This is a genomic window from Oleiagrimonas citrea (assembly GCF_012395255.1).
Lineage (GTDB): Bacteria > Pseudomonadota > Gammaproteobacteria > Xanthomonadales > Rhodanobacteraceae > Oleiagrimonas > Oleiagrimonas citrea.
Window position 1 is genome coordinate 238,368 of sequence record NZ_JAAZQD010000003.1, and the last position, 16,662, is coordinate 255,029.

At 66.2% G+C, this 16,662-nt stretch carries 13 protein-coding genes; 9 read left to right on the forward strand and 4 right to left on the reverse strand.

All coding sequences use genetic code 11. The features are described from left to right. Nucleotides 1-49: 49 nt before the first annotated feature. The 3 genes from HF690_RS08190 to radA all read left to right on the forward strand — a co-directional run bounded on the left by HF690_RS08190 (nt 50) and on the right by radA (nt 4,060). On the forward strand, nt 50-1,441 hold the full coding sequence (locus tag HF690_RS08190) for a replicative DNA helicase (RefSeq protein WP_113064626.1): 1,392 nt from the start codon (nt 50-52) through the stop codon (nt 1,439-1,441). A gap of 37 nt (nt 1,442-1,478) precedes the next feature. Then, entirely contained in the window at nt 1,479-2,561 is a 1,083-nt protein-coding gene (alr, locus tag HF690_RS08195) for an alanine racemase (RefSeq protein WP_168609105.1), read from the forward strand. 110 nt (nt 2,562-2,671) lie between these two features. Beyond that, nucleotides 2,672-4,060 (forward strand): DNA repair protein RadA, encoded by a 1,389-nt coding sequence (radA, locus tag HF690_RS08200; RefSeq protein ID WP_168609106.1) that lies wholly within the window; start codon nt 2,672-2,674, stop codon nt 4,058-4,060. Between the two features lie 54 nt (nt 4,061-4,114). Here radA and HF690_RS08205 read toward each other — a convergent pair whose 3' ends face one another. Then, nucleotides 4,115-4,915 (reverse strand): cytochrome C assembly family protein, encoded by an 801-nt coding sequence (locus tag HF690_RS08205; protein WP_113064629.1) that lies wholly within the window; start codon nt 4,913-4,915, stop codon nt 4,115-4,117. 183 nt (nt 4,916-5,098) lie between these two features. Here HF690_RS08205 and HF690_RS08210 point away from each other — a divergent pair, with 183 nt between their 5' ends. The 3 genes from HF690_RS08210 to HF690_RS08220 are packed head-to-tail and all read left to right on the forward strand — an operon-like array spanning nt 5,099 to nt 7,430. Next, nucleotides 5,099-5,386 (forward strand): autorepressor SdpR family transcription factor, encoded by a 288-nt coding sequence (locus HF690_RS08210; protein WP_113064630.1) that lies wholly within the window; start codon nt 5,099-5,101, stop codon nt 5,384-5,386. Continuing rightward, nucleotides 5,383-6,033: an SdpI family protein gene (locus HF690_RS08215; protein ID WP_113064631.1), complete on the forward strand. Its 651-nt coding sequence runs from the start codon at nt 5,383-5,385 to the stop codon at nt 6,031-6,033. The genes HF690_RS08210 and HF690_RS08215 overlap by 4 nt, the downstream gene beginning before the upstream one ends. A gap of 47 nt (nt 6,034-6,080) precedes the next feature. After that, nucleotides 6,081-7,430, forward strand: coding sequence for an alpha/beta hydrolase (locus HF690_RS08220; RefSeq protein ID WP_168609107.1), 1,350 nt, complete (start codon nt 6,081-6,083; stop codon nt 7,428-7,430). Between the two features lie 6 nt (nt 7,431-7,436). On the opposite strand, the gene HF690_RS08225 is transcribed toward HF690_RS08220, so the two are convergent. Continuing rightward, nucleotides 7,437-7,904 (reverse strand): Lrp/AsnC family transcriptional regulator, encoded by a 468-nt coding sequence (locus tag HF690_RS08225; protein ID WP_168609108.1) that lies wholly within the window; start codon nt 7,902-7,904, stop codon nt 7,437-7,439. Between the two features lie 97 nt (nt 7,905-8,001). Here HF690_RS08225 and HF690_RS08230 point away from each other — a divergent pair, with 97 nt between their 5' ends. Then, nucleotides 8,002-9,186 (forward strand): trans-sulfuration enzyme family protein, encoded by a 1,185-nt coding sequence (locus tag HF690_RS08230; RefSeq protein WP_168609109.1) that lies wholly within the window; start codon nt 8,002-8,004, stop codon nt 9,184-9,186. Nucleotides 9,187-9,464: 278 nt separating this feature from the next. Next, a complete protein-coding gene (locus HF690_RS08235) occupies nt 9,465-10,844 on the forward strand; it encodes a cytochrome C (RefSeq protein WP_240151687.1) in 1,380 nt (459 codons plus the stop codon). 79 nt (nt 10,845-10,923) lie between these two features. Here the strand turns inward: HF690_RS08235 and katG are convergent, their stop codons facing one another. Together katG and mutS are read right to left on the reverse strand one after the other, a co-directional pair. Continuing rightward, nucleotides 10,924-13,083, reverse strand: coding sequence for a catalase/peroxidase HPI (katG, locus tag HF690_RS08240; protein WP_168609110.1), 2,160 nt, complete (start codon nt 13,081-13,083; stop codon nt 10,924-10,926). Between the two features lie 298 nt (nt 13,084-13,381). After that, nucleotides 13,382-15,961 carry a DNA mismatch repair protein MutS gene (gene mutS / locus HF690_RS08245; protein WP_168609111.1) on the reverse strand — a complete coding sequence of 860 codons (2,580 nt, stop codon included), beginning with the start codon at nt 15,959-15,961 and terminating at the stop codon, nt 13,382-13,384. 160 nt (nt 15,962-16,121) lie between these two features. On the opposite strand from mutS, the gene HF690_RS08250 reads away from it, so the two are divergent. Next, on the forward strand, nt 16,122-16,622 hold the full coding sequence (locus HF690_RS08250) for a CinA family protein (protein ID WP_240601760.1): 501 nt from the start codon (nt 16,122-16,124) through the stop codon (nt 16,620-16,622). The last annotated feature ends 40 nt before the right edge of the window (nt 16,623-16,662 follow it).

Consider the following 16,662-nt stretch of genomic DNA (forward strand, 5'->3'; position numbering starts at 1 on the left):
CTGCGACAGTGATTCGCATGATGAGATGTCGTCCGACAGGGATTCGAAAATGCCCATGCTGCCCGAACGCAACGAATCGCCTTCTATCGAAACCTTGCGCGTGCCGCCGCACTCGATCGATGCCGAGCAGGCGGTGCTGGGTGGACTGATGCTGTCGCCGGAGGCGTTCGACCGTGTCGCCGACCGGCTCGTCGAGGACGATTTCTACCGCAGGGACCATCGCCTGATCTGGCGCGCGATCACGGGGCTGGCCGACCGCGGCATGCCGTTCGACGCGGTGACCCTGGGCGACTGGTTCGAGGCCAACGAGCTGACCGAGATGATCGGCAGTCCGGGCTATCTGGTCGAGCTGGCCAACAGCACGCCGAGCGCCGCCAACATCACCGCCTACGCCGACATCGTGCGCGAGAAGTCGGTGCTGCGGCAGCTGATCGACGCCGGTACCACCATCACCGAGGACGGCTACCGGCCGGAAGGGCGCAGCACGCAGGAAGTGCTGGAGGCGGCCGAGCAGAAAGTGTTCCACATCGCCGAGGCCGGCGCGCGCGGGCGCAAGAGCACCGTGCCGATGCGCGAGGCGGTCAAGGACGCCTTCCGTGTCCTGACCGAGCGCTATCAGAACCGCGGTCAGCTGACCGGTCTGCCGACTGGCTTCAACGATCTCGACGATCGCACCGCGGGCCTGCAGCCGTCCGATCTCATCATCGTCGCGGCGCGTCCGTCGATGGGCAAGACCGCGTTCTCGGTCAACATCGCCGAGCACGCGGCGATCCGCAGCAAGAAGCCGGTCGTGGTGTTCTCGATGGAAATGTCGGCCTCGCAGCTGGCCTTCCGCCTGATCTCCTCGGTCGGTCGCATCCATCAGCAGAACCTGCGCAGCGGCGACCTGGCCGAGGAGGACTGGCCGCGTGTCACCTCCGCCATCACCATGCTTTCGGACGCCAAGATCTTCATCGACGACACGCCCGCGCTGTCGCCGGTGGAGCTGCGTTCGCGCGCGCGCCGTTTGCAGCGCGAGCACGGCAGTCTGGGTCTGATCGTGATCGATTACCTGCAGCTGATGCAGGTGCCCGGAAACAAGGAGAATCGCGCCACGGAAATTTCAGAAATTTCGCGTGGACTGAAGGCCCTGGCCAAGGAGCTCAGTGTTCCCGTGATCGCGCTGTCCCAGCTCAATCGTTCCCTCGAACAGCGTTCGGACAAGCGGCCGATGATGTCGGACTTGCGCGAATCGGGCGCCATCGAGCAGGACGCCGACGTGATCCTGTTCATCTACCGCGACGAGTACTACAACCCCGAATCGCCGGACAAGGGCAAGGCCGAGATCATCATCGGCAAGCAGCGTAACGGTCCGACCGGCACGGTGAAGCTGACCTTCCTGGGCCAGTACACCAAGTTCGAGAACTTCGCGCCGGAGAGCTACGAGGGCGCGTTCGAGTAACGCCGCTGCTCGCGTACATGCCGTAATTTCTGCATCCATGAGCCGTCTCGCCACCGCCACCATCCATCTCGGCGCGCTGCGCCACAATCTCGCTCGCGTGTGCGAGCAGGCTGTCGGCGCGCGGGTGATGGCCGTGATCAAGGCCGATGCCTACGGACACGGACTGGAGCGCGTGGCACGCGCGCTGAGCGATGCGGATGCGTTCGGTGTGGCCGCCATCGCCGACGGGCTGCGCTTGCGCGCGGCGGGACATCGGCAGCGCATCGTGGTGCTGTCCGGGCCGGACAGTCCAGCCGATCTGGCCGAGATGCGGCGGCTGAATCTGGACGCGGTGATCCATCATGACAGCCAGCTGGCGTGGCTGGCCGCCGATGCCGATCCGCGACCGCTACGAGTCTGGCTGAAGGTCGATTCGGGCATGCATCGACTGGGTTTTCCCGCCGCGCGTGTCGCGCAGGTGCACGCGCAGCTGGCGGCGATGTCCAACGTCGACGACGAAATCGTGCTGATGACGCACTTCGCCGCGTCCGACGAATTCGAGAATCCGCTGACGCACGCGCAGATCGAACAGTTCGAGCAGGCCGTCGCCGGGTTGCCCGGGCCGCGTGCGCTGTCCAATTCCGCCGGCGTGCTGGGCTGGCCTGGCGCGCGTGGCGACTGGGTGCGCGTAGGCGGGCTGCTGTACGGGCTTTCGGTGGTCGAGGGCAAGACCGGCGCCGACTTCGGCTATCGTCCGGCGATGACCCTGCGCACACGGCTGATTGCCGTGAACGAGCTGAAGAAGGGCGAGCGCGTCGGCTACGCCGCGACCTGGGCCGCGCCCGAGGACATGCGCATTGGCGTGGCCGCCATCGGCTACGGTGACGGCTACCCGCGCAGCGCCGGTTCCGGAACGCCGGTGCGCATCCGCGGCGTGGACAGCGCCATTGTCGGTCGCGTGTCGATGGACCTGATCACGCTGGATCTGCGTGACGTGCCCGATGCCGAAGTCGGCGATGAGGTGACGTTGTGGAGCGCGAATCTTCCAGCCGAGCGTATTGCGGCGGCGGCGGGAAGCATCAGCTATGAGCTGACCTGCGGCATGACCCGACGCGTATTGTTCGTCGAAGACGACGCCTGATCGCAGTCGCTGCGTATCGCCTGCTGCGACGTACTCGCGCTATCGTGCCGCAGGTCCGCGCGGGAACCCTGTTCCGTCCGCGCCGTTTCAGAGCATTCACGAGGATATCCATGGCCAAGGCCAAGACCGCCTACGTCTGCGGCGACTGCGGCGCCGAATACACCAAGTGGCAGGGCCAGTGCGTGGCTTGTGGCGCCTGGAACACGCTGAGCGAATTCGTGGTGCAGCCGGCTTCGGCGGGCAAGAAGGAAAGCGTGGGCGCGCGTCGCGACGGCTATGCCGGCGCCAACACCGAGGCGGCCAAGGTGATGCCGCTGACCGAGGTCGCCGCCGAGGTCGAGTCGCGCACCCTGACCGGCATCGGCGAACTGGATCGCGTGCTGGGCGGCGGCCTGGTCGACGGCTCGGTGGTACTGATCGGCGGCGATCCCGGTATCGGCAAGTCTACGCTGCTCCTGCAGATGCTGGGTACGATCGGCGCGAAGCTGCCGGGCGTGTACGTCACCGGCGAGGAATCGCTGGGGCAGGTGGCCTCGCGCGCACAGCGGCTCGGCCTGTCGCTGGAACCGCTGCAGGCGCTGGCCGAGACCGGCATCGAGCGTATTCTCGACCAGGTCCAGCACAGCAAGCCGCGCGTGCTCATCATCGATTCGATCCAGACCATCTGGACCGACCTGCTGACCGCCGCGCCGGGCTCGGTCAGCCAGGTGCGCGAGTCGGCGGCCAAGCTGACGCGATTCGCCAAGCAGACCGGCACCAGCGTGCTGCTGGTCGGCCACGTGACCAAGGAGGGCGGTATTGCCGGCCCACGCGTGCTCGAGCACATGGTCGACGCGGTGCTGTATTTCGAGGGCGAGTCCGGCAGCCGCTTCCGCGTGCTGCGTGCGTTCAAGAACCGCTTCGGCGCGGTCAACGAGCTGGGCGTGTTCGCGATGTCCGACAAGGGCCTGCGCGAGGTGCCGAATCCGTCGGCGATCTTCCTGTCCGCACATGCCTCGCCGACGCCGGGCAGCGCGATCATGGTCACGCGCGAAGGCACGCGGCCGTTGCTGGTGGAAGTCCAGGCGTTGGTCGATCAGTCCTCGCTGGGCAATCCGCGACGTGTGGCACTGGGCCTGGAGCAGAATCGTCTGGCGATGCTGCTGGCGGTGCTGCACCGGCATGGCGGCGTCGCGGCCTACGACCAGGACGTGTTCGTCAACGTGGTCGGCGGCATTCGTGTGCAGGAGACGGCGGCTGATTTGCCGGTGCTGCTGGCCGTGCGCTCGTCGCTGCGCGACCGACCGCTGCCGGACAAGACCGTCGCCTTCGGTGAGGTCGGGCTGTCGGGCGAGATCCGCCCGGTGCCGAACGGCGAGGAACGGTTGAAGGAAGCGGCGCACCACGGTTTTCTGCGTGCCATCGTGCCCAAGGCGAACTTGCCCAAGAAGAAGCAAATCGGCGACATGCAGATCATCGGTGTGGAGCGCCTGTCCGAAGCCCTCGACGCGGCGGGCTGAGCCGTGAAGGGCCCTCCGCGAGCGGTTTCGATATCGGCGTGATACAGCTGGCGGTCAGGTCAGCGGGCGATGCAGGATCAGTTCGAGTACGAACTTCGTGCCGAAGAACGCCAGCATCAGCACGGCCATGCCGATCAGGGTCAGGTTGACCGCGCGCATGCCGCGCCAGCCGAACTTCCAGCGACCCCAGAGTAGGGCGCCGAACACCAGCCAGGCGATGATCGACAGCACGGTCTTCTGCACCAGGTGCTGGCCGAACAGGTTGTGCACGAACACGATGCCGGTGAACAGGGTCAGCGTCAGCAGGGTGAAGCCGGCGTGGATCAGGCGGAACAGCAGGGTTTCGGTCAGCGTCAGCGGCGGCAGCGCGCGCAGCCAGTGACCGAACTGACTGCGTCGCAGGGCGTGCTCCTGCACGGCCAGCAGGATCGCCAGGACAGCGGCGATGGACAGTACGCCGAAGGCGAGCAGGGCGACGGTGACGTGCAGCTTGATCTGCCAGTCCATCGGCATCGGCCGCGTGGGCGGAGCAAGGAACACGTCGACAGCCAGCAGCAGTGCACTCAGCGGAAACACGATCACACCGAGTCCGGCGACCGGGCGCGAGAGATTGACCAGCAGCGTCAGCGCCGACACCACCCAGGCCACCAGCGACAGCGCGGCGAAGAAGTGCAGATCCAGCGCGCCGCGATGGATGCCCAGCAACACGGCGGCATGCGCCAGCACGGCCAGCACCGCCATGCTCATGGCGGCGCGAGTCAGGGGCTTGCCCGTACTCAGCAGCGGCCGCGCCAGGGCGGCGGCGGCCCCGAGATACAGGACGATGGCGAGCAGCGCGGAAATGGTCTTCAACATGACGCGCAAGTGTCGCACAGCGATTCGGTCCCGTGAATGGCTTGCAGGCGGCGGCCGTGCAGGTGTCGTGGTTTGCGTCGTCGTCGGACGCGCTGCGCGGGTGATGACGGGTCGTTCCCGGAGGCACTTGCAATATTTAGATATTTGTCTAATTATCTAGATGTATTCGACGAGCGCTCTTCCATGAAACAGCAGGAAGTCTTCAAGGCCATGGCCGATCCGACACGACGCGCGATCCTGAAGCGCCTGCAGGATGGCGCGCTGACGGCTGGTGAGATCGGCGAGACCTTCGACATCACGGCGGCCTCGCTCTCGCATCATTTCGCTGTACTCAAGCGCGCCGACCTGGTGCGCACCGAGCGGCGTGGTCAGTTCATCGTCTATTCGCTCAACAGCACCGTGTTCGAGGATCTCGCGCGGATGCTTTTCGACCTGTTCCCCGGGCGGGGGCGGTCCGGAGACCAGTCATGAAATTCCATCGCAGTGTGTGGGTCACGGTGTCCTTCCTGATTATCGGTGCCGTTGCGGCCTGGTGGCTGTGGCCGGAGCTGCCGGCGCGTGTGCCGTCGCACTGGAACGCCGCGGGCGAGGTCGACCGAACCATGCCGCGCCTGTGGGCAGCGCTGTTCCCGATACTGACCGTGGCCGGGTTCGCGGCGCTGAGCTGGCTGCTGGCGTTCATTTCACCGAACCGCTACCGCGTCGGCGCCTTTGCCTCGGTCTATTTCGGCCTGATGTTGGCGATCCAGGGGTTCGTGCTGGTGCTGGGCATCTGCATGCTGCTGTTCGGCGCGGGCTACCCGCTGCCGATGCCGAAAGTCGCGGTGCTGGGCCTTGGAGCGTTGTTCACGATCCTGGGCAACTACATGGGCAAACTGCGGCGCAACTTCTTCATCGGCATTCGCACGCCGTGGACCATCGCCAGCGAAGCGACGTGGGAGCGCACGCATCGATTGGGTGGCAAGCTGTTCGTGCTGGCCGGCTTGACGATGCTGGTGGGGACGCTGTTCGGCATGCCGTTCCCGCTCGCGATGGGGGTGCTCCTGGTCGCCGGACTCTTTCCGGCGCTGTATTCCTACGTGATCTACCGGCGCGTCGAGGGACCGCCGCACGACTGACGCGATGCTGCGGCTCGCGACGTCCTCCATTTCCAGGGAGTCTTTTGATGAAACGTCTTGCCTTTCTGGCGGCCTGTCTTGTCGCCTTGCCGTCCTTCGCTCAGTCCGTTCCGAACTGCATGCAGCGCTCGCAGCAACTGCTGGATGCACTGAAGGCGCACAACTACGCGGCAGCCACCAAGCACTTCGATGCGCAGGTGGCTGCGGTGGTTACGCCCGATCGTCTCGAGCAGGTGTGGGCGCGCGGGCTGCCGATGCGCTTCGGCGACTACGACGGCCTCGCCAAGGGGCAGGCGCCGAAGCGGCAGCCCGACGGGGTGATCGTGACACCGTTGCACTTCGCGCGCGGTTGGTTCCACATGCGCGTGACCTGCAATGCGAAGGGCGCGATCTCCGGGTTCCGGTTCCTGCCTGGGCGGACCGCACGTCCGGGCGAGGCGGAACATGCCGGACCGAAGGCCGCGCATGGCGACTGGGGCACGAGCACGCCGATCGAGGTGACGTCGCCGTGGGGACCGCTACCGGGGTTGCTGACGCTGCCCAAGGGGAAGGGGCCGTTCCCGGCGGTGGTGCTGGTCGGCGGTTCGGGACCGCACGACTACGATGAGGCGATCGGCCCGAACAAGCCGTTCCGCGACATCGCGCGCGGACTGGCCGCGCATGGCATCGCCTCGTTGCGCTACGACAAGCGGACCTACGCCTTTCCGCAGCGCAGCGAGCGCGACATGCGCATGACCATCGACAAGGAGGTCACGGACGATGCGATCACGGCGGCGCATCAGCTGGCTTCCCACGCGAACATCGATTTGCGCCGCGTGTTTCTGGTCGGGCACAGTCTGGGCGCGATGCTGGCGCCGCGCATTGGTCGACGCGATCCGTCGCTGGCCGGTCTGGTCCTGTTGGCCGCGCCGGCGCGTTCGCTTCTTACGGTCATTGGTGAGCAAACGCGTGAACTCGGTCCGGGGCGCGGGCTGTCGCCGCAGCGCATCGCGAAGGCCGAGGCCGCACGCCGCGACGAACGCAAGTTGCTGGCCAGCGCCGATCCTGCGCATCCGCCGAAGGGGCGCTATCTGCATGCGCCGCAGAGCTACTGGATGAGTCTGCGCGACTACGACCAGGTCGCGGTGGCGCGCTCGTTGCACATGCCGATGCTGTTCTTGCAGGGCAAGGCGGACTTCCAGGTATCGCCCACGCACGACTTCGCACGCTGGAAGCAGGTGTTCGCCAACGATCCGGCCGTGCATTTCCAGGCCTATCCGGGGCTCAGTCATCTGTTCATGCACGCCGGCAAGACGCGCACGGTGGCCGATTACATGAAGCCCAGGCACGTGGCGCCGAAGGTAATCGACGACATGGCGGCCTGGATTCTGAAGCAGTCGCCGCGCACGGCGCATTGACGGCGTTCAGTCGCGCGGCGGCGCCGGCAGCCGCGCGTTGCGCTGGAAGCTGAAGATCAGGTTGGTCTCGATGTGCGCGACTTCCTTGCGCGTGGTGAAGGCGTCCAGGGCGAAATCGCGCAGGCGCTGGCTGTCGCGCACAGCCACGTGCACCAGGAAGTCGTTGCCGCCGGCCACGTGCCAGAAGCTGAGTACTTCCGGCAGCGTCTTCAAGTACGTGTCGAACGCGGCGACGTCGGTGCGCGCATGGCGTTCCAGGCGCACGCTGATCATCGCCTGCAGGCCGATGCCCAGCGCCTGCGGGTCGATTTCAGCGTGGTAGCCCTGGATCACGCCGCTCTCGCGCAGACGGCGCACGCGCTCCAGGGCGGTCGACGGCGCGACGCCGACTTTCTCGGCCAGCGTCTTGTTGGGCAGCCGAGCGTTCTTTCGCAGTGCGTCGAGAAGGGCGTAATCGATTCGATCGAGTTGCATGTTTCGCACCACTTGCGAAATTAAATTCGGTTCATGGATATATCAAGCTTTTTTGATTCTAGCATGGGGTCTTATTTTCGAACTTGAGGCCCAGGCCATGTCGCATCCCGAAACCCTCGGCGTCCACGCCGGCCGCGAAGACTTCGCCGAACTGGGTGTGCACGCACCGCCGCTGGATCTGTCGACGACCTATCCGGTGCGCGATCTCGGCGTCGGCACGGCCAGCTTCGACGCGCTGGTCGGCGGGCAGGCTAGCGCCGAGAACCCGATCTATGCGCGTCTGCACAATCCGACCGTGGCCCGCTTCGAGCAGGCGCTGGCGCAGTTGGAGGGCACCACCGACGCAGTCGCCTTTGGTTCGGGCATGGCTGCGCTGTCGGCATGTCTGCTGGCCGCCGGTCAGCGCGGCAAGCACGTGCTGGCGGTGCGTCCGGTGTACGGCACCAGCGATCATCTGCTCGATTCCGGTCTGCTGGGCATTCCGGTGCGCTGGGTGAAACCGGACGAGATCACCGGCGCCGTCGACGCGGACACCGCGCTGGTGATGATCGAGACGCCGGCCAACCCGACGCTCGAATTGATCGACATCGCCGCCGTGGTGAAGGCTGCGGGCGACGTGCCCGTGCTGGTCGACTCGACCTTCGCCACGCCGGTGCTGCAGCAGCCGGCGAAGCTGGGCGCGCGCCTGGTCATGCATAGTGCGACCAAGTTCCTCGGCGGCCACGGCGACGTCATCGCCGGCGTAGTGGCCTGCGACGACGACTGGGCGAAATCGCTGCGCCAGGTGCGCGCGGCGACCGGCGGTCTGCTGCATCCGCTCGGCGCCTACCTGCTGCATCGTGGCCTGCCGACGCTGGCGCTGCGCGTGGAGAAGGCGCAGGCCAATGCTGTAGAGATCGCGAAGCGCCTGCAGGCCCATCCGCTGGTGGCGAGTATCAGCTATCCCGGCCTGCGTGAAGACGTCAATGCGCGACTGGTCGGCACGCAGATGCGCGGACCCGGAAGCCTGATGGCGTTCGAGGTGCATGGTGGCCACGCGGCGGCGGCGCAGGTGATGGCGGCAGTGCGGCTGGCGACGCCGGCAGTGAGTCTGGGGTCGGTGGACACGCTGATCCAGCATCCGGCGGGTCTGACGCACCGCACTCTGGATGCCGGTACGCAGGAGGATTGCGGTATCACGCCGGGGATGCTGCGCCTGTCGGTCGGCATCGAGCACGTCGAGGACATCTGGAGCGACCTCGAAAGCGCTCTGGAAGCGTCCGTGGGCGCGAAGGTGGCTTGATCCAGGACGGGCGGTGCCCCGCCCGCAAGGTATTTCGGCACGATGATGGGCCGCTTTGATCTCGATCAAGGCGGCCTATGTCTTTTTATCTATCCTGAAAGTCGTATTGCAGCACATCGTTATTCATGTAGCGCGTGCTGCAATCCCGCCCCGTGAGGACGCCGTGGTCACCTTCCGCGTCTGCGTGCATATCGTCACGGGCAACGTTGCAGCAGCGGGTACACGCGGAAGTCGGGACGCGAACCACAAGCCATCGCGTCTTTTCGGGGAGTCGAAAAATGAATAGGCAAGCAGCAAGGGAGTGCCGGCCACGCAGTATCCGTTTTCTGGGCTGGTTGATTCTGCCCATGGTCTGGGTGCTGCTGCATGCCGGCCCCGCGTTGGCGGTGCCGTCCTACGCGCGTCAGACACATCTGCCCTGTTCTTCCTGCCATGTCGGTGCGTTCGGTCCCGAGCTGACGCCGTTCGGGCGCGAGTTCAAGCTCAATGGTTACACCATGAAAGTGGGCAACGACGCCAAGATTCCGCTATCGGCGATGATGGTCGAGTCCTTCCTGCACACCGGGCAGGTGCAGGATCCCGCCGATCTGGGCAAGCCCTTCAAGGGGAACAACAACTTCTCGCTGGATCAGGCTTCGGTATTCCTCGCCGGACGCATCAGCAAGCACGCGGGCGTGTTCGCGCAGGCGACGTATTCCGAGGTGGGCGGTCTGCTGGGTTGGGACAACGTGGACGTGCGTTACGCGCGGCCCTACAGCCACGGCAAGCACAATGGGGTATGGGGCATTTCGATCAACAACAATCCCACAGTCAGCGACGTGTTCAACAGTGCGCCGGCGTGGATGTTTCCCTACATGAGCTCGGATCTGGCGCCGGGCGCGCCGGCCGCGCCGATCATTCTGGACGGCATCGGCGGGCAGTCCATCGGTGCCACGGGTTACACCCAGATTGATGGCAAGTGGTATCTGGAGGCGGGCGGTTACCGGTCGCTGTCGGTGGCATGGACGAACAAGGTCAATGCCGGCTACGACGGCAAGCTTTCCGGCTTCGCCCCGTATGCGCGCCTGACCTACACGAAGGCGGTTCCGAACGGTGATTTCACGCTTGGTGGCTTCCTGTTCGACGTCAATCGCGGCGCCGTGGGCGAGGACGTGAACGGGCACGCGATCCCGCTGCCCGGTCCGACGGACGACTATCGCGATCTCGGTCTCTCGGGCGATTACGAGTATTACCGCGGCGACAACATCTTCACGGCCAACGCCCTGTACGTGCACGAGCGGCAGACGCTGAACAGCACGTTCCTCGATGGCGGTTCCACGCACCTGCGCAACACGCTCGACTCGTTCAACCTCAAGGGCAGCTACTGGTACCAGAACACCTACGGCGTGAGCCTGGCGCAGTTCGTCTACGACGGCAGCAACGACCTGGCCTTGTATGGCAACAATGGCTCGCCCAACACCGAGGGAGGCATCGTCGAGGTCGATTACAACCCGTTCGGCAAGTCCGATTCGTGGAAGCAGCCGTACGTCAATGTTCGCGTCGGTCTGCAGTACACCTGGTATACGAAGTTCAGCGGCCTGGTGCACAACATCGACGGCGCGGGGCGTAATGCCAGCGGCAACGATGCGACCTATCTCTACCTGTGGCTCGCACTCTGAGCGCCATCGCGACACGGCGTGAAACGAAAACGGCAGACCTCGAGGTCTGCCGTTTTCGTTCAGCAGCAGGGAAGGGGATTCAGGCCAGATCGAAGCGATCCAGGTTCATCACCTTGGTCCAGGCCGCGACGAAGTCCTGCACGAACTTCCCGGTCGCATCCGTGCTGGCATAGACCTCGGCCAGGGAGCGCAGGATCGAGTTCGAGCCGAACACCAGGTCGGCGCGTGTGCCGGTGTACTTCACTTTGCCGGTGGCCCGGTCCTTGCCCTCGTAGACGTCGCCGTTGCGGGTCCACTCGGTGGACATGTCGAGCAGGTGGACGAAGAAGTCGTTGCTCAGCACGCCCGGACGGTCGGTAAACACGCCGTGTTGGCTATCGTCGTAATTCGCGCCCAGTACGCGCAGGCCACCGACCAGCACGGTCATCTCCGGCGCGGTCAGGGTGAGCAACTGGGCCTTGTCGACCAGCAGGTGCTCGGCGTCGATGGCCGACTTGGCCTTCTCGTAGTTGCGGAAACCATCGGCGAATGGTTCGAGGTAGGTGAACGACTCGACATCGGTCTGCTCGATGCCCGCGTCCACGCGACCCGGCGCGAACGGCACCTCGATATCCAGGCCGGCCGCCTTGGCCGCCATCTCGATGCCCACGCCGCCGGCCAGCACGATCACGTCGGCCAGCGAAGCCTTGCCCGAGGCCTTCTGGATCTCTTCCAGCTTCGGCAGCGCCTCGATGGCCTTCTTGTTGACCGCCCAGTCCTTCTGCGGAGCCAGCCGGATGCGCGCGCCGTTGGCGCCGCCGCGCTTGTCGCCACCGCGGAAGGTCGAGGCCGAGGCCCAGGCAGTCGACACCAGTTGCGACACGTTCAGGCCGGAGGCGGCGATCTTCGCCTTCAGGTCGGCGATATCGGCCGCGGTCGGGTTATGCGTGGCTGCGGGCAGCGGGTCCTGCCACAGCATGTCCTCGGCCGGGACTTCCGGACCCAGATAGCGCGACTTCGGACCGAGGTCGCGATGGGTCAGCTTGAACCAGGCGCGGGCATAGGCTTCGGCAAAGGCGTTCGGGTCGTCGCGGAAGCGGCGCGAGATCTTCTCGTAGGCCGGATCGAAGCGCAGCGACAGGTCGGTGGTCAGCATGGTCGGTTTGCGCTTGGGCGAATCCGGCGTCGGCCCCGGAATGATCGCGTCGGCGCCCTTGGCCACCCACTGCTGCGCGCCGGCCGGACTCTTCTCCAGCTCCCACTCGAAGTCGAACAGGAATTTGAAGAAGTCGTTGCTCCACTTCACCGGCGTGCTGGTCCAGGTCACTTCCAGGCCGGAGGTGATCGCGTCCTTGCCGACGCCGCTGGCGTGCTTGTTGTGCCAGCCGAAGCCCTGCGCCTCGAGTGGGGCAGCTTCCGGTTCGGTGCCGACGTTATCGGCCGAGGCGGCGCCGTGGGTCTTGCCCAGGGTGTGGCCGCCGGCGATCAGGGCGACGGTTTCCTCGTCGTCCATCGCCATGCGCTTGAAGGTCTCGCGGATGTCGTGCGCGGCAGCGACCGGGTCGGGGTTACCGTCCGGGCCTTCGGGATTGACGTAGATCAGGCCCATCTGCACGGCGGCCAGCGGGTTGTCGAGATCGCGCTCGCCCGGCTTGCTGCTGGCGTAGCGGCTGTTCGGCGTGTCGCTGGTGGCCAGCCATTCGGTCTCGTCGCCCCACGACACGTCCTTGTCCGGTTCCCACACGTCCTCGCGGCCCGCGGCGAAGCCGAAGGTCTTGAAGCCGGTGGATTCCAGCGCGACGTTGCCGGCGAGCACGATCAGGTCGGCCCAGGAAATCTTCTGGCCATACTTCTGCTTGATCGGCCACAGCAGGCGGCGCGCCTTGTCCAGGCTGACGTTGTCGGGCCAGGAATTGAGCGGCGCGAAACGCTGCTGGCCGCGCCCGGCGCCGCCGCGGCCGTCACCGATGCGGTAGGTGCCGGCGCTGTGCCAGGCCATGCGGATCATCAGTCCGGCATAGCTGCCGAAGTCGGCCGGCCACCAGTCCTTGGAGTCGGTCATCATGGCCAGCAGGTCCTTCTTCAGCGCGGCGTAGTCCAGTTTCTTGAACTGTTCGCGGTAGCTGAAGGCGCCGTCGAGCGGGTTGGACTTCTCCGAGTGCTGGCTGAGCAGTTCGAGACGCAGTTGCTTGGGCCACCAATCCTTGTTGGTGGTGCCGGTGGTGGCGGGGTGGAACGGACACTTCGATTCGGCGGACATGGCTTCTCTCCTTGGGTGCGGATGGATCGACCGTTTTCGGACTTGCCCGTGCGTCGGAAACGTCCGTCGCGCGGCACCTGCAGGCTCATCGTGTCGAGATGGAGTGCGGCGGCGCGAGTACGGCGATCCTGGTCGGCGTGCGGGCTACTTGAGTCAATCTACGCCTGCGCAGCGATCAGTGGAATTCGATTGTTCCAATGCAATCCATAGCTTCTGGCTATGATCGTTGCGAAGCTGCAGCCGATCCATCACAGCATGCCAGAGGCTCCGTGACGCTACGCTGTCCGTGGTGTGACGCTCAGCCCAGTTGCTTCAGGCGATACAGCGCTTCGAGCGCTTCGCGGGGGCTGAGGGCGTCGGGGTCGAGTTCGGCCACGGCGCGGTCCACGGCCGAGGGCGCGGGCGGAGCGAATAGTCCCATCTGCGGTGAGGCCTCGCTCGATGCACGAGGCGGCGGTGCGGAAGACGCGACGTGCATGCCCTGTTCCAGCTGCTCCAGCGTGCGCCGCGCATCGGCAATCACCATCTTGGGCAGGCCGGCCAGAGCGGCGACCTGCAGACCGAAGCTGCGGTTGGCCGGACCTTCCTTCACCGCGTGCATGAACACCAGTTGCTCGCCGTACTCGACGGCGTCCAGGTGCACGTTGACCACGCCATCAATCTCGCCGGCCAGTTCAGTCAACTCGAAGTAGTGCGTGGCGAACAGGCTGAAGGCGCGATTGTGCGCGGCCAGGTGCACGGCCGCTGCACGGGCCAGGGCCAGGCCGTCGTAGGTGGACGTGCCGCGGCCCACCTCGTCCATCAGCACCAGGCTCTGTGCGGTGGCGTTGTGCAGGATGCTGGCGGTCTCGCTCATTTCCACCATGAACGTGGACTGGCCGCGCGACAGGTCGTCGCCGGCGCCGATGCGCGTGAAGATGCGGTCAATGGGGCCGATGCGCGCCGCGCTGGCCGGCACGTAGCTGCCGATGTGCGCGAGCAGCGCGATCAGCGCGTTCTGGCGCATATAGGTGGACTTGCCGCCCATGTTCGGGCCGGTGATGACCAGCATGCGACGGGCGTCGTCGAAGGCCAGATCGTTGGGCTCGAACGGTTCGTCGCGCACGCGCTCGACCACGGGATGTCGGCCGGCTTCGATGTGGATGCCGGGTGCGTCGTCGAGCACCGGCGCGCACCAGTTCAGCGTCTCGGCACGTTCGGACAGGTCGGCCAGCACGTCCAGTTCGGCGATGGCTTCGGCGGCGTCGCGCAGGCGCACGAGGTCGGTCGCTAGCGTGTCCAGCAGTTCCTCGTACAGCGCGCGTTCGCGCATCAGGCTGCGTTCGCGCGCGGACAGCACCTTGTCCTCGAAGGTCTTGAGTTCCTCGGTGATGTAGCGTTCGGCGTTCTTGGTGGTCTGGCGGCGCGTGTAGTGGGTGGGCGCCTTGTCCGACTGGGCCTTGCTGATCTCGATGTAGTAGCCGTGCACGCGGTTGTAGCCGATCTTCAGCGTGGCGATGCCGGTAGCGGCCTTCTCGCGCTGTTCCAGATCGACCAGGAACTGATCGGCGTGTTCGGAGAGTTGGCGCAGTTCGTCGAGTTCGGCGTCGAAGCCGTCGGCGATGACGCCGCCGTCGCGGGTCAGTACCGGTGGACGCTCGACGATCGCGCGCTGCAGCAGCGCGCAGGTGTCGGCGTGATCGCCGATGCGTTCGACCAGTTCGTGCAGCAGTGGACTGTCCAGATCGGCCAGCTTTTCGCGCAGCGAGGGGGCGGCAGCGAGGCCGTCGCGTAGCGTGGATAGGTCGCGTGGTCGCGCCGAGCGCAGCGCGACGCGGGCGAGGATGCGTTCGAGGTCGCCGATGGCGCGCAAGTCCTCGCGCAGCGGTTCGACGCGGCGTTCGTCGAGCAGCGCGCCGATGGCCTGGTGGCGCTTGCGCAGCGGTTCACGTCCGCGTAGCGGGCGGTGCAGCCAGCGCCGCAGCAGGCGCGCGCCCATCGGCGTCACGGTTTCGTCGAGCACGCCGAGAAGAGTGTGCTCGCGGCGGCCTTCGGGATGCGTGTCCAGCTCCAGGTTGCGGCGCGTGGCGGCGTCCATGGCGATGGTCTCGCCGGCGTTCTCGGCGGCCAGGCCGGTCAGGTGCGGCAGTGCGCTCTTCTGGGTTTCCTCGACGTAGGCCAGCAGGCAGCCGGCCGCGCCGATGGCACGTTCGAGGTTGTCGATGCCGAAGCCGGACAGGTCACGGGTACCGAAGAAGCGGTTCAGCTCGCGGCGTGCGCTGTCGCTGTCGAAGTGCCAAGGCGGCCGCTTGCGCAAGCCGGGCAGGGCGCTCACGCGGACATCCCAGCGCACGTCCTCGCTGACCAGGGTCTCGGCTGGAGCCAGCCGCGCCAGTTCCGCACCCAGCGCCTCGGCGTCGGCGACCTCGGTGAGCAGGAAGCGGCCGGCGGTCAGGTCGACCCAGGCCAGGCCGTAGCCCTGCTTGTCGGCGTGGATGGCCAGCAGCAGGTTGTCGCGCCGCTGCTCCAGCAACGCCTCGTCGGTCACGGTGCCGGGCGTGACGATGCGCACCACCTTGCGCTCGACCGGTCCCTTGCTCTTGGCCGGATCGCCGACCTGCTCGCAGATCGCCACCGACTCGCCCAGCTTGATCAGGCGCGCCAAGTAGTTCTCCACCGCGTGATACGGCACGCCGGCCATCGGGATCGGTTCGCCCGCGGACTGGCCGCGCTGGGTCAGGGTGATGTCGAGCAGACGCGCGGCCTTGCGCGCATCGTCGTAGAACAGCTCGTAGAAATCGCCCATGCGAAAGAACAGCAGCACGTCCGGGTGCTCGGCCTTGGCCGACAGGTACTGGCGCATCAACGGGGTATGGCCGGCGAGGTCGTCTTTGTTCATGCAGCGGGCGGCGTTCGGTGAATCGGAGGAGTCGTCCAGTCTACCCGCGACCGGACCTTGCCTGCATGCCCTGATGTGTTTTCCGTGCCGGGTCGGGTGGCGGTACGATCTGGGTTCGGCTGCACGTGGACGATGCGGCTTTCCCGATTCGGAGTGCACAGTGAACATCCCTTGCGAAGCCGATCTGCAGCAGCGCGCCCGCGCCGTGGCGGACGACCTGATGGCGGCCAATCTCATGCTGGTCAGCGCCGAATCGTGCAGCGGCGGCTGGATCGCCAAGATCCTGACCGATCTGCCGGGCAGTTCGGCCTGGTTCGAGTGCGGTGTCGTGGCCTATAGCTACGAGGCCAAGGAGGCACTGCTCGGCGTCAATCCGCGCACGCTGGAGGCGACCGGTGCGGTCAGCGAGGAGACGGTGCTGGAGATGGTCGCCGGTGCGCTGGCGCATCTGGGGGCGGGTGTCGCGGTGGCGGTCACCGGCATCGCCGGACCCAGTGGCGGCACTGAGGACAAGCCCGTCGGCACCGTATGGATCGGCTGGAAGCGGCGAGGCGGCTATGCGCGCGCCGAGCTGTTCCATTTCGAGGGCGACCGAGACGCCGTGCGGCGGCAGACCGTGGCGGCGGCGCTCGACGGCGTGCGGCAAACCCTGACCGCCTGAGTCGGACCGTTCCGGCACGCGCCGCGATCCGTCTGTGGGA

Bases quoted from the DNA above. Each gene is read 5' to 3' on its own strand.
- HF690_RS08235 (WP_240151687.1), top strand. From the start codon at position 9,465: ATGAATAGGCAAGCAGCAAGGGAGTGCCGGCCACGCAGTATCCGTTTT.
- HF690_RS08215 (WP_113064631.1), top strand. From the start codon at position 5,383: ATGAAATTCCATCGCAGTGTGTGGGTCACGGTGTCCTTCCTGATTATC.
- HF690_RS08190 (WP_113064626.1), top strand. From the start codon at position 50: ATGCCCATGCTGCCCGAACGCAACGAATCGCCTTCTATCGAAACCTTG.
- radA (WP_168609106.1), top strand. From the start codon at position 2,672: ATGGCCAAGGCCAAGACCGCCTACGTCTGCGGCGACTGCGGCGCCGAA.
- alr (WP_168609105.1), top strand. From the start codon at position 1,479: ATGAGCCGTCTCGCCACCGCCACCATCCATCTCGGCGCGCTGCGCCAC.
- HF690_RS08230 (WP_168609109.1), top strand. From the start codon at position 8,002: ATGTCGCATCCCGAAACCCTCGGCGTCCACGCCGGCCGCGAAGACTTC.
- HF690_RS08205 (WP_113064629.1), bottom strand. From the start codon at position 4,915: ATGTTGAAGACCATTTCCGCGCTGCTCGCCATCGTCCTGTATCTCGGG.
- katG (WP_168609110.1), bottom strand. From the start codon at position 13,083: ATGTCCGCCGAATCGAAGTGTCCGTTCCACCCCGCCACCACCGGCACC.
- HF690_RS08210 (WP_113064630.1), top strand. From the start codon at position 5,099: ATGAAACAGCAGGAAGTCTTCAAGGCCATGGCCGATCCGACACGACGC.
- mutS (WP_168609111.1), bottom strand. From the start codon at position 15,961: ATGAACAAAGACGACCTCGCCGGCCATACCCCGTTGATGCGCCAGTAC.
- HF690_RS08220 (WP_168609107.1), top strand. From the start codon at position 6,081: ATGAAACGTCTTGCCTTTCTGGCGGCCTGTCTTGTCGCCTTGCCGTCC.
- HF690_RS08225 (WP_168609108.1), bottom strand. From the start codon at position 7,904: ATGCAACTCGATCGAATCGATTACGCCCTTCTCGACGCACTGCGAAAG.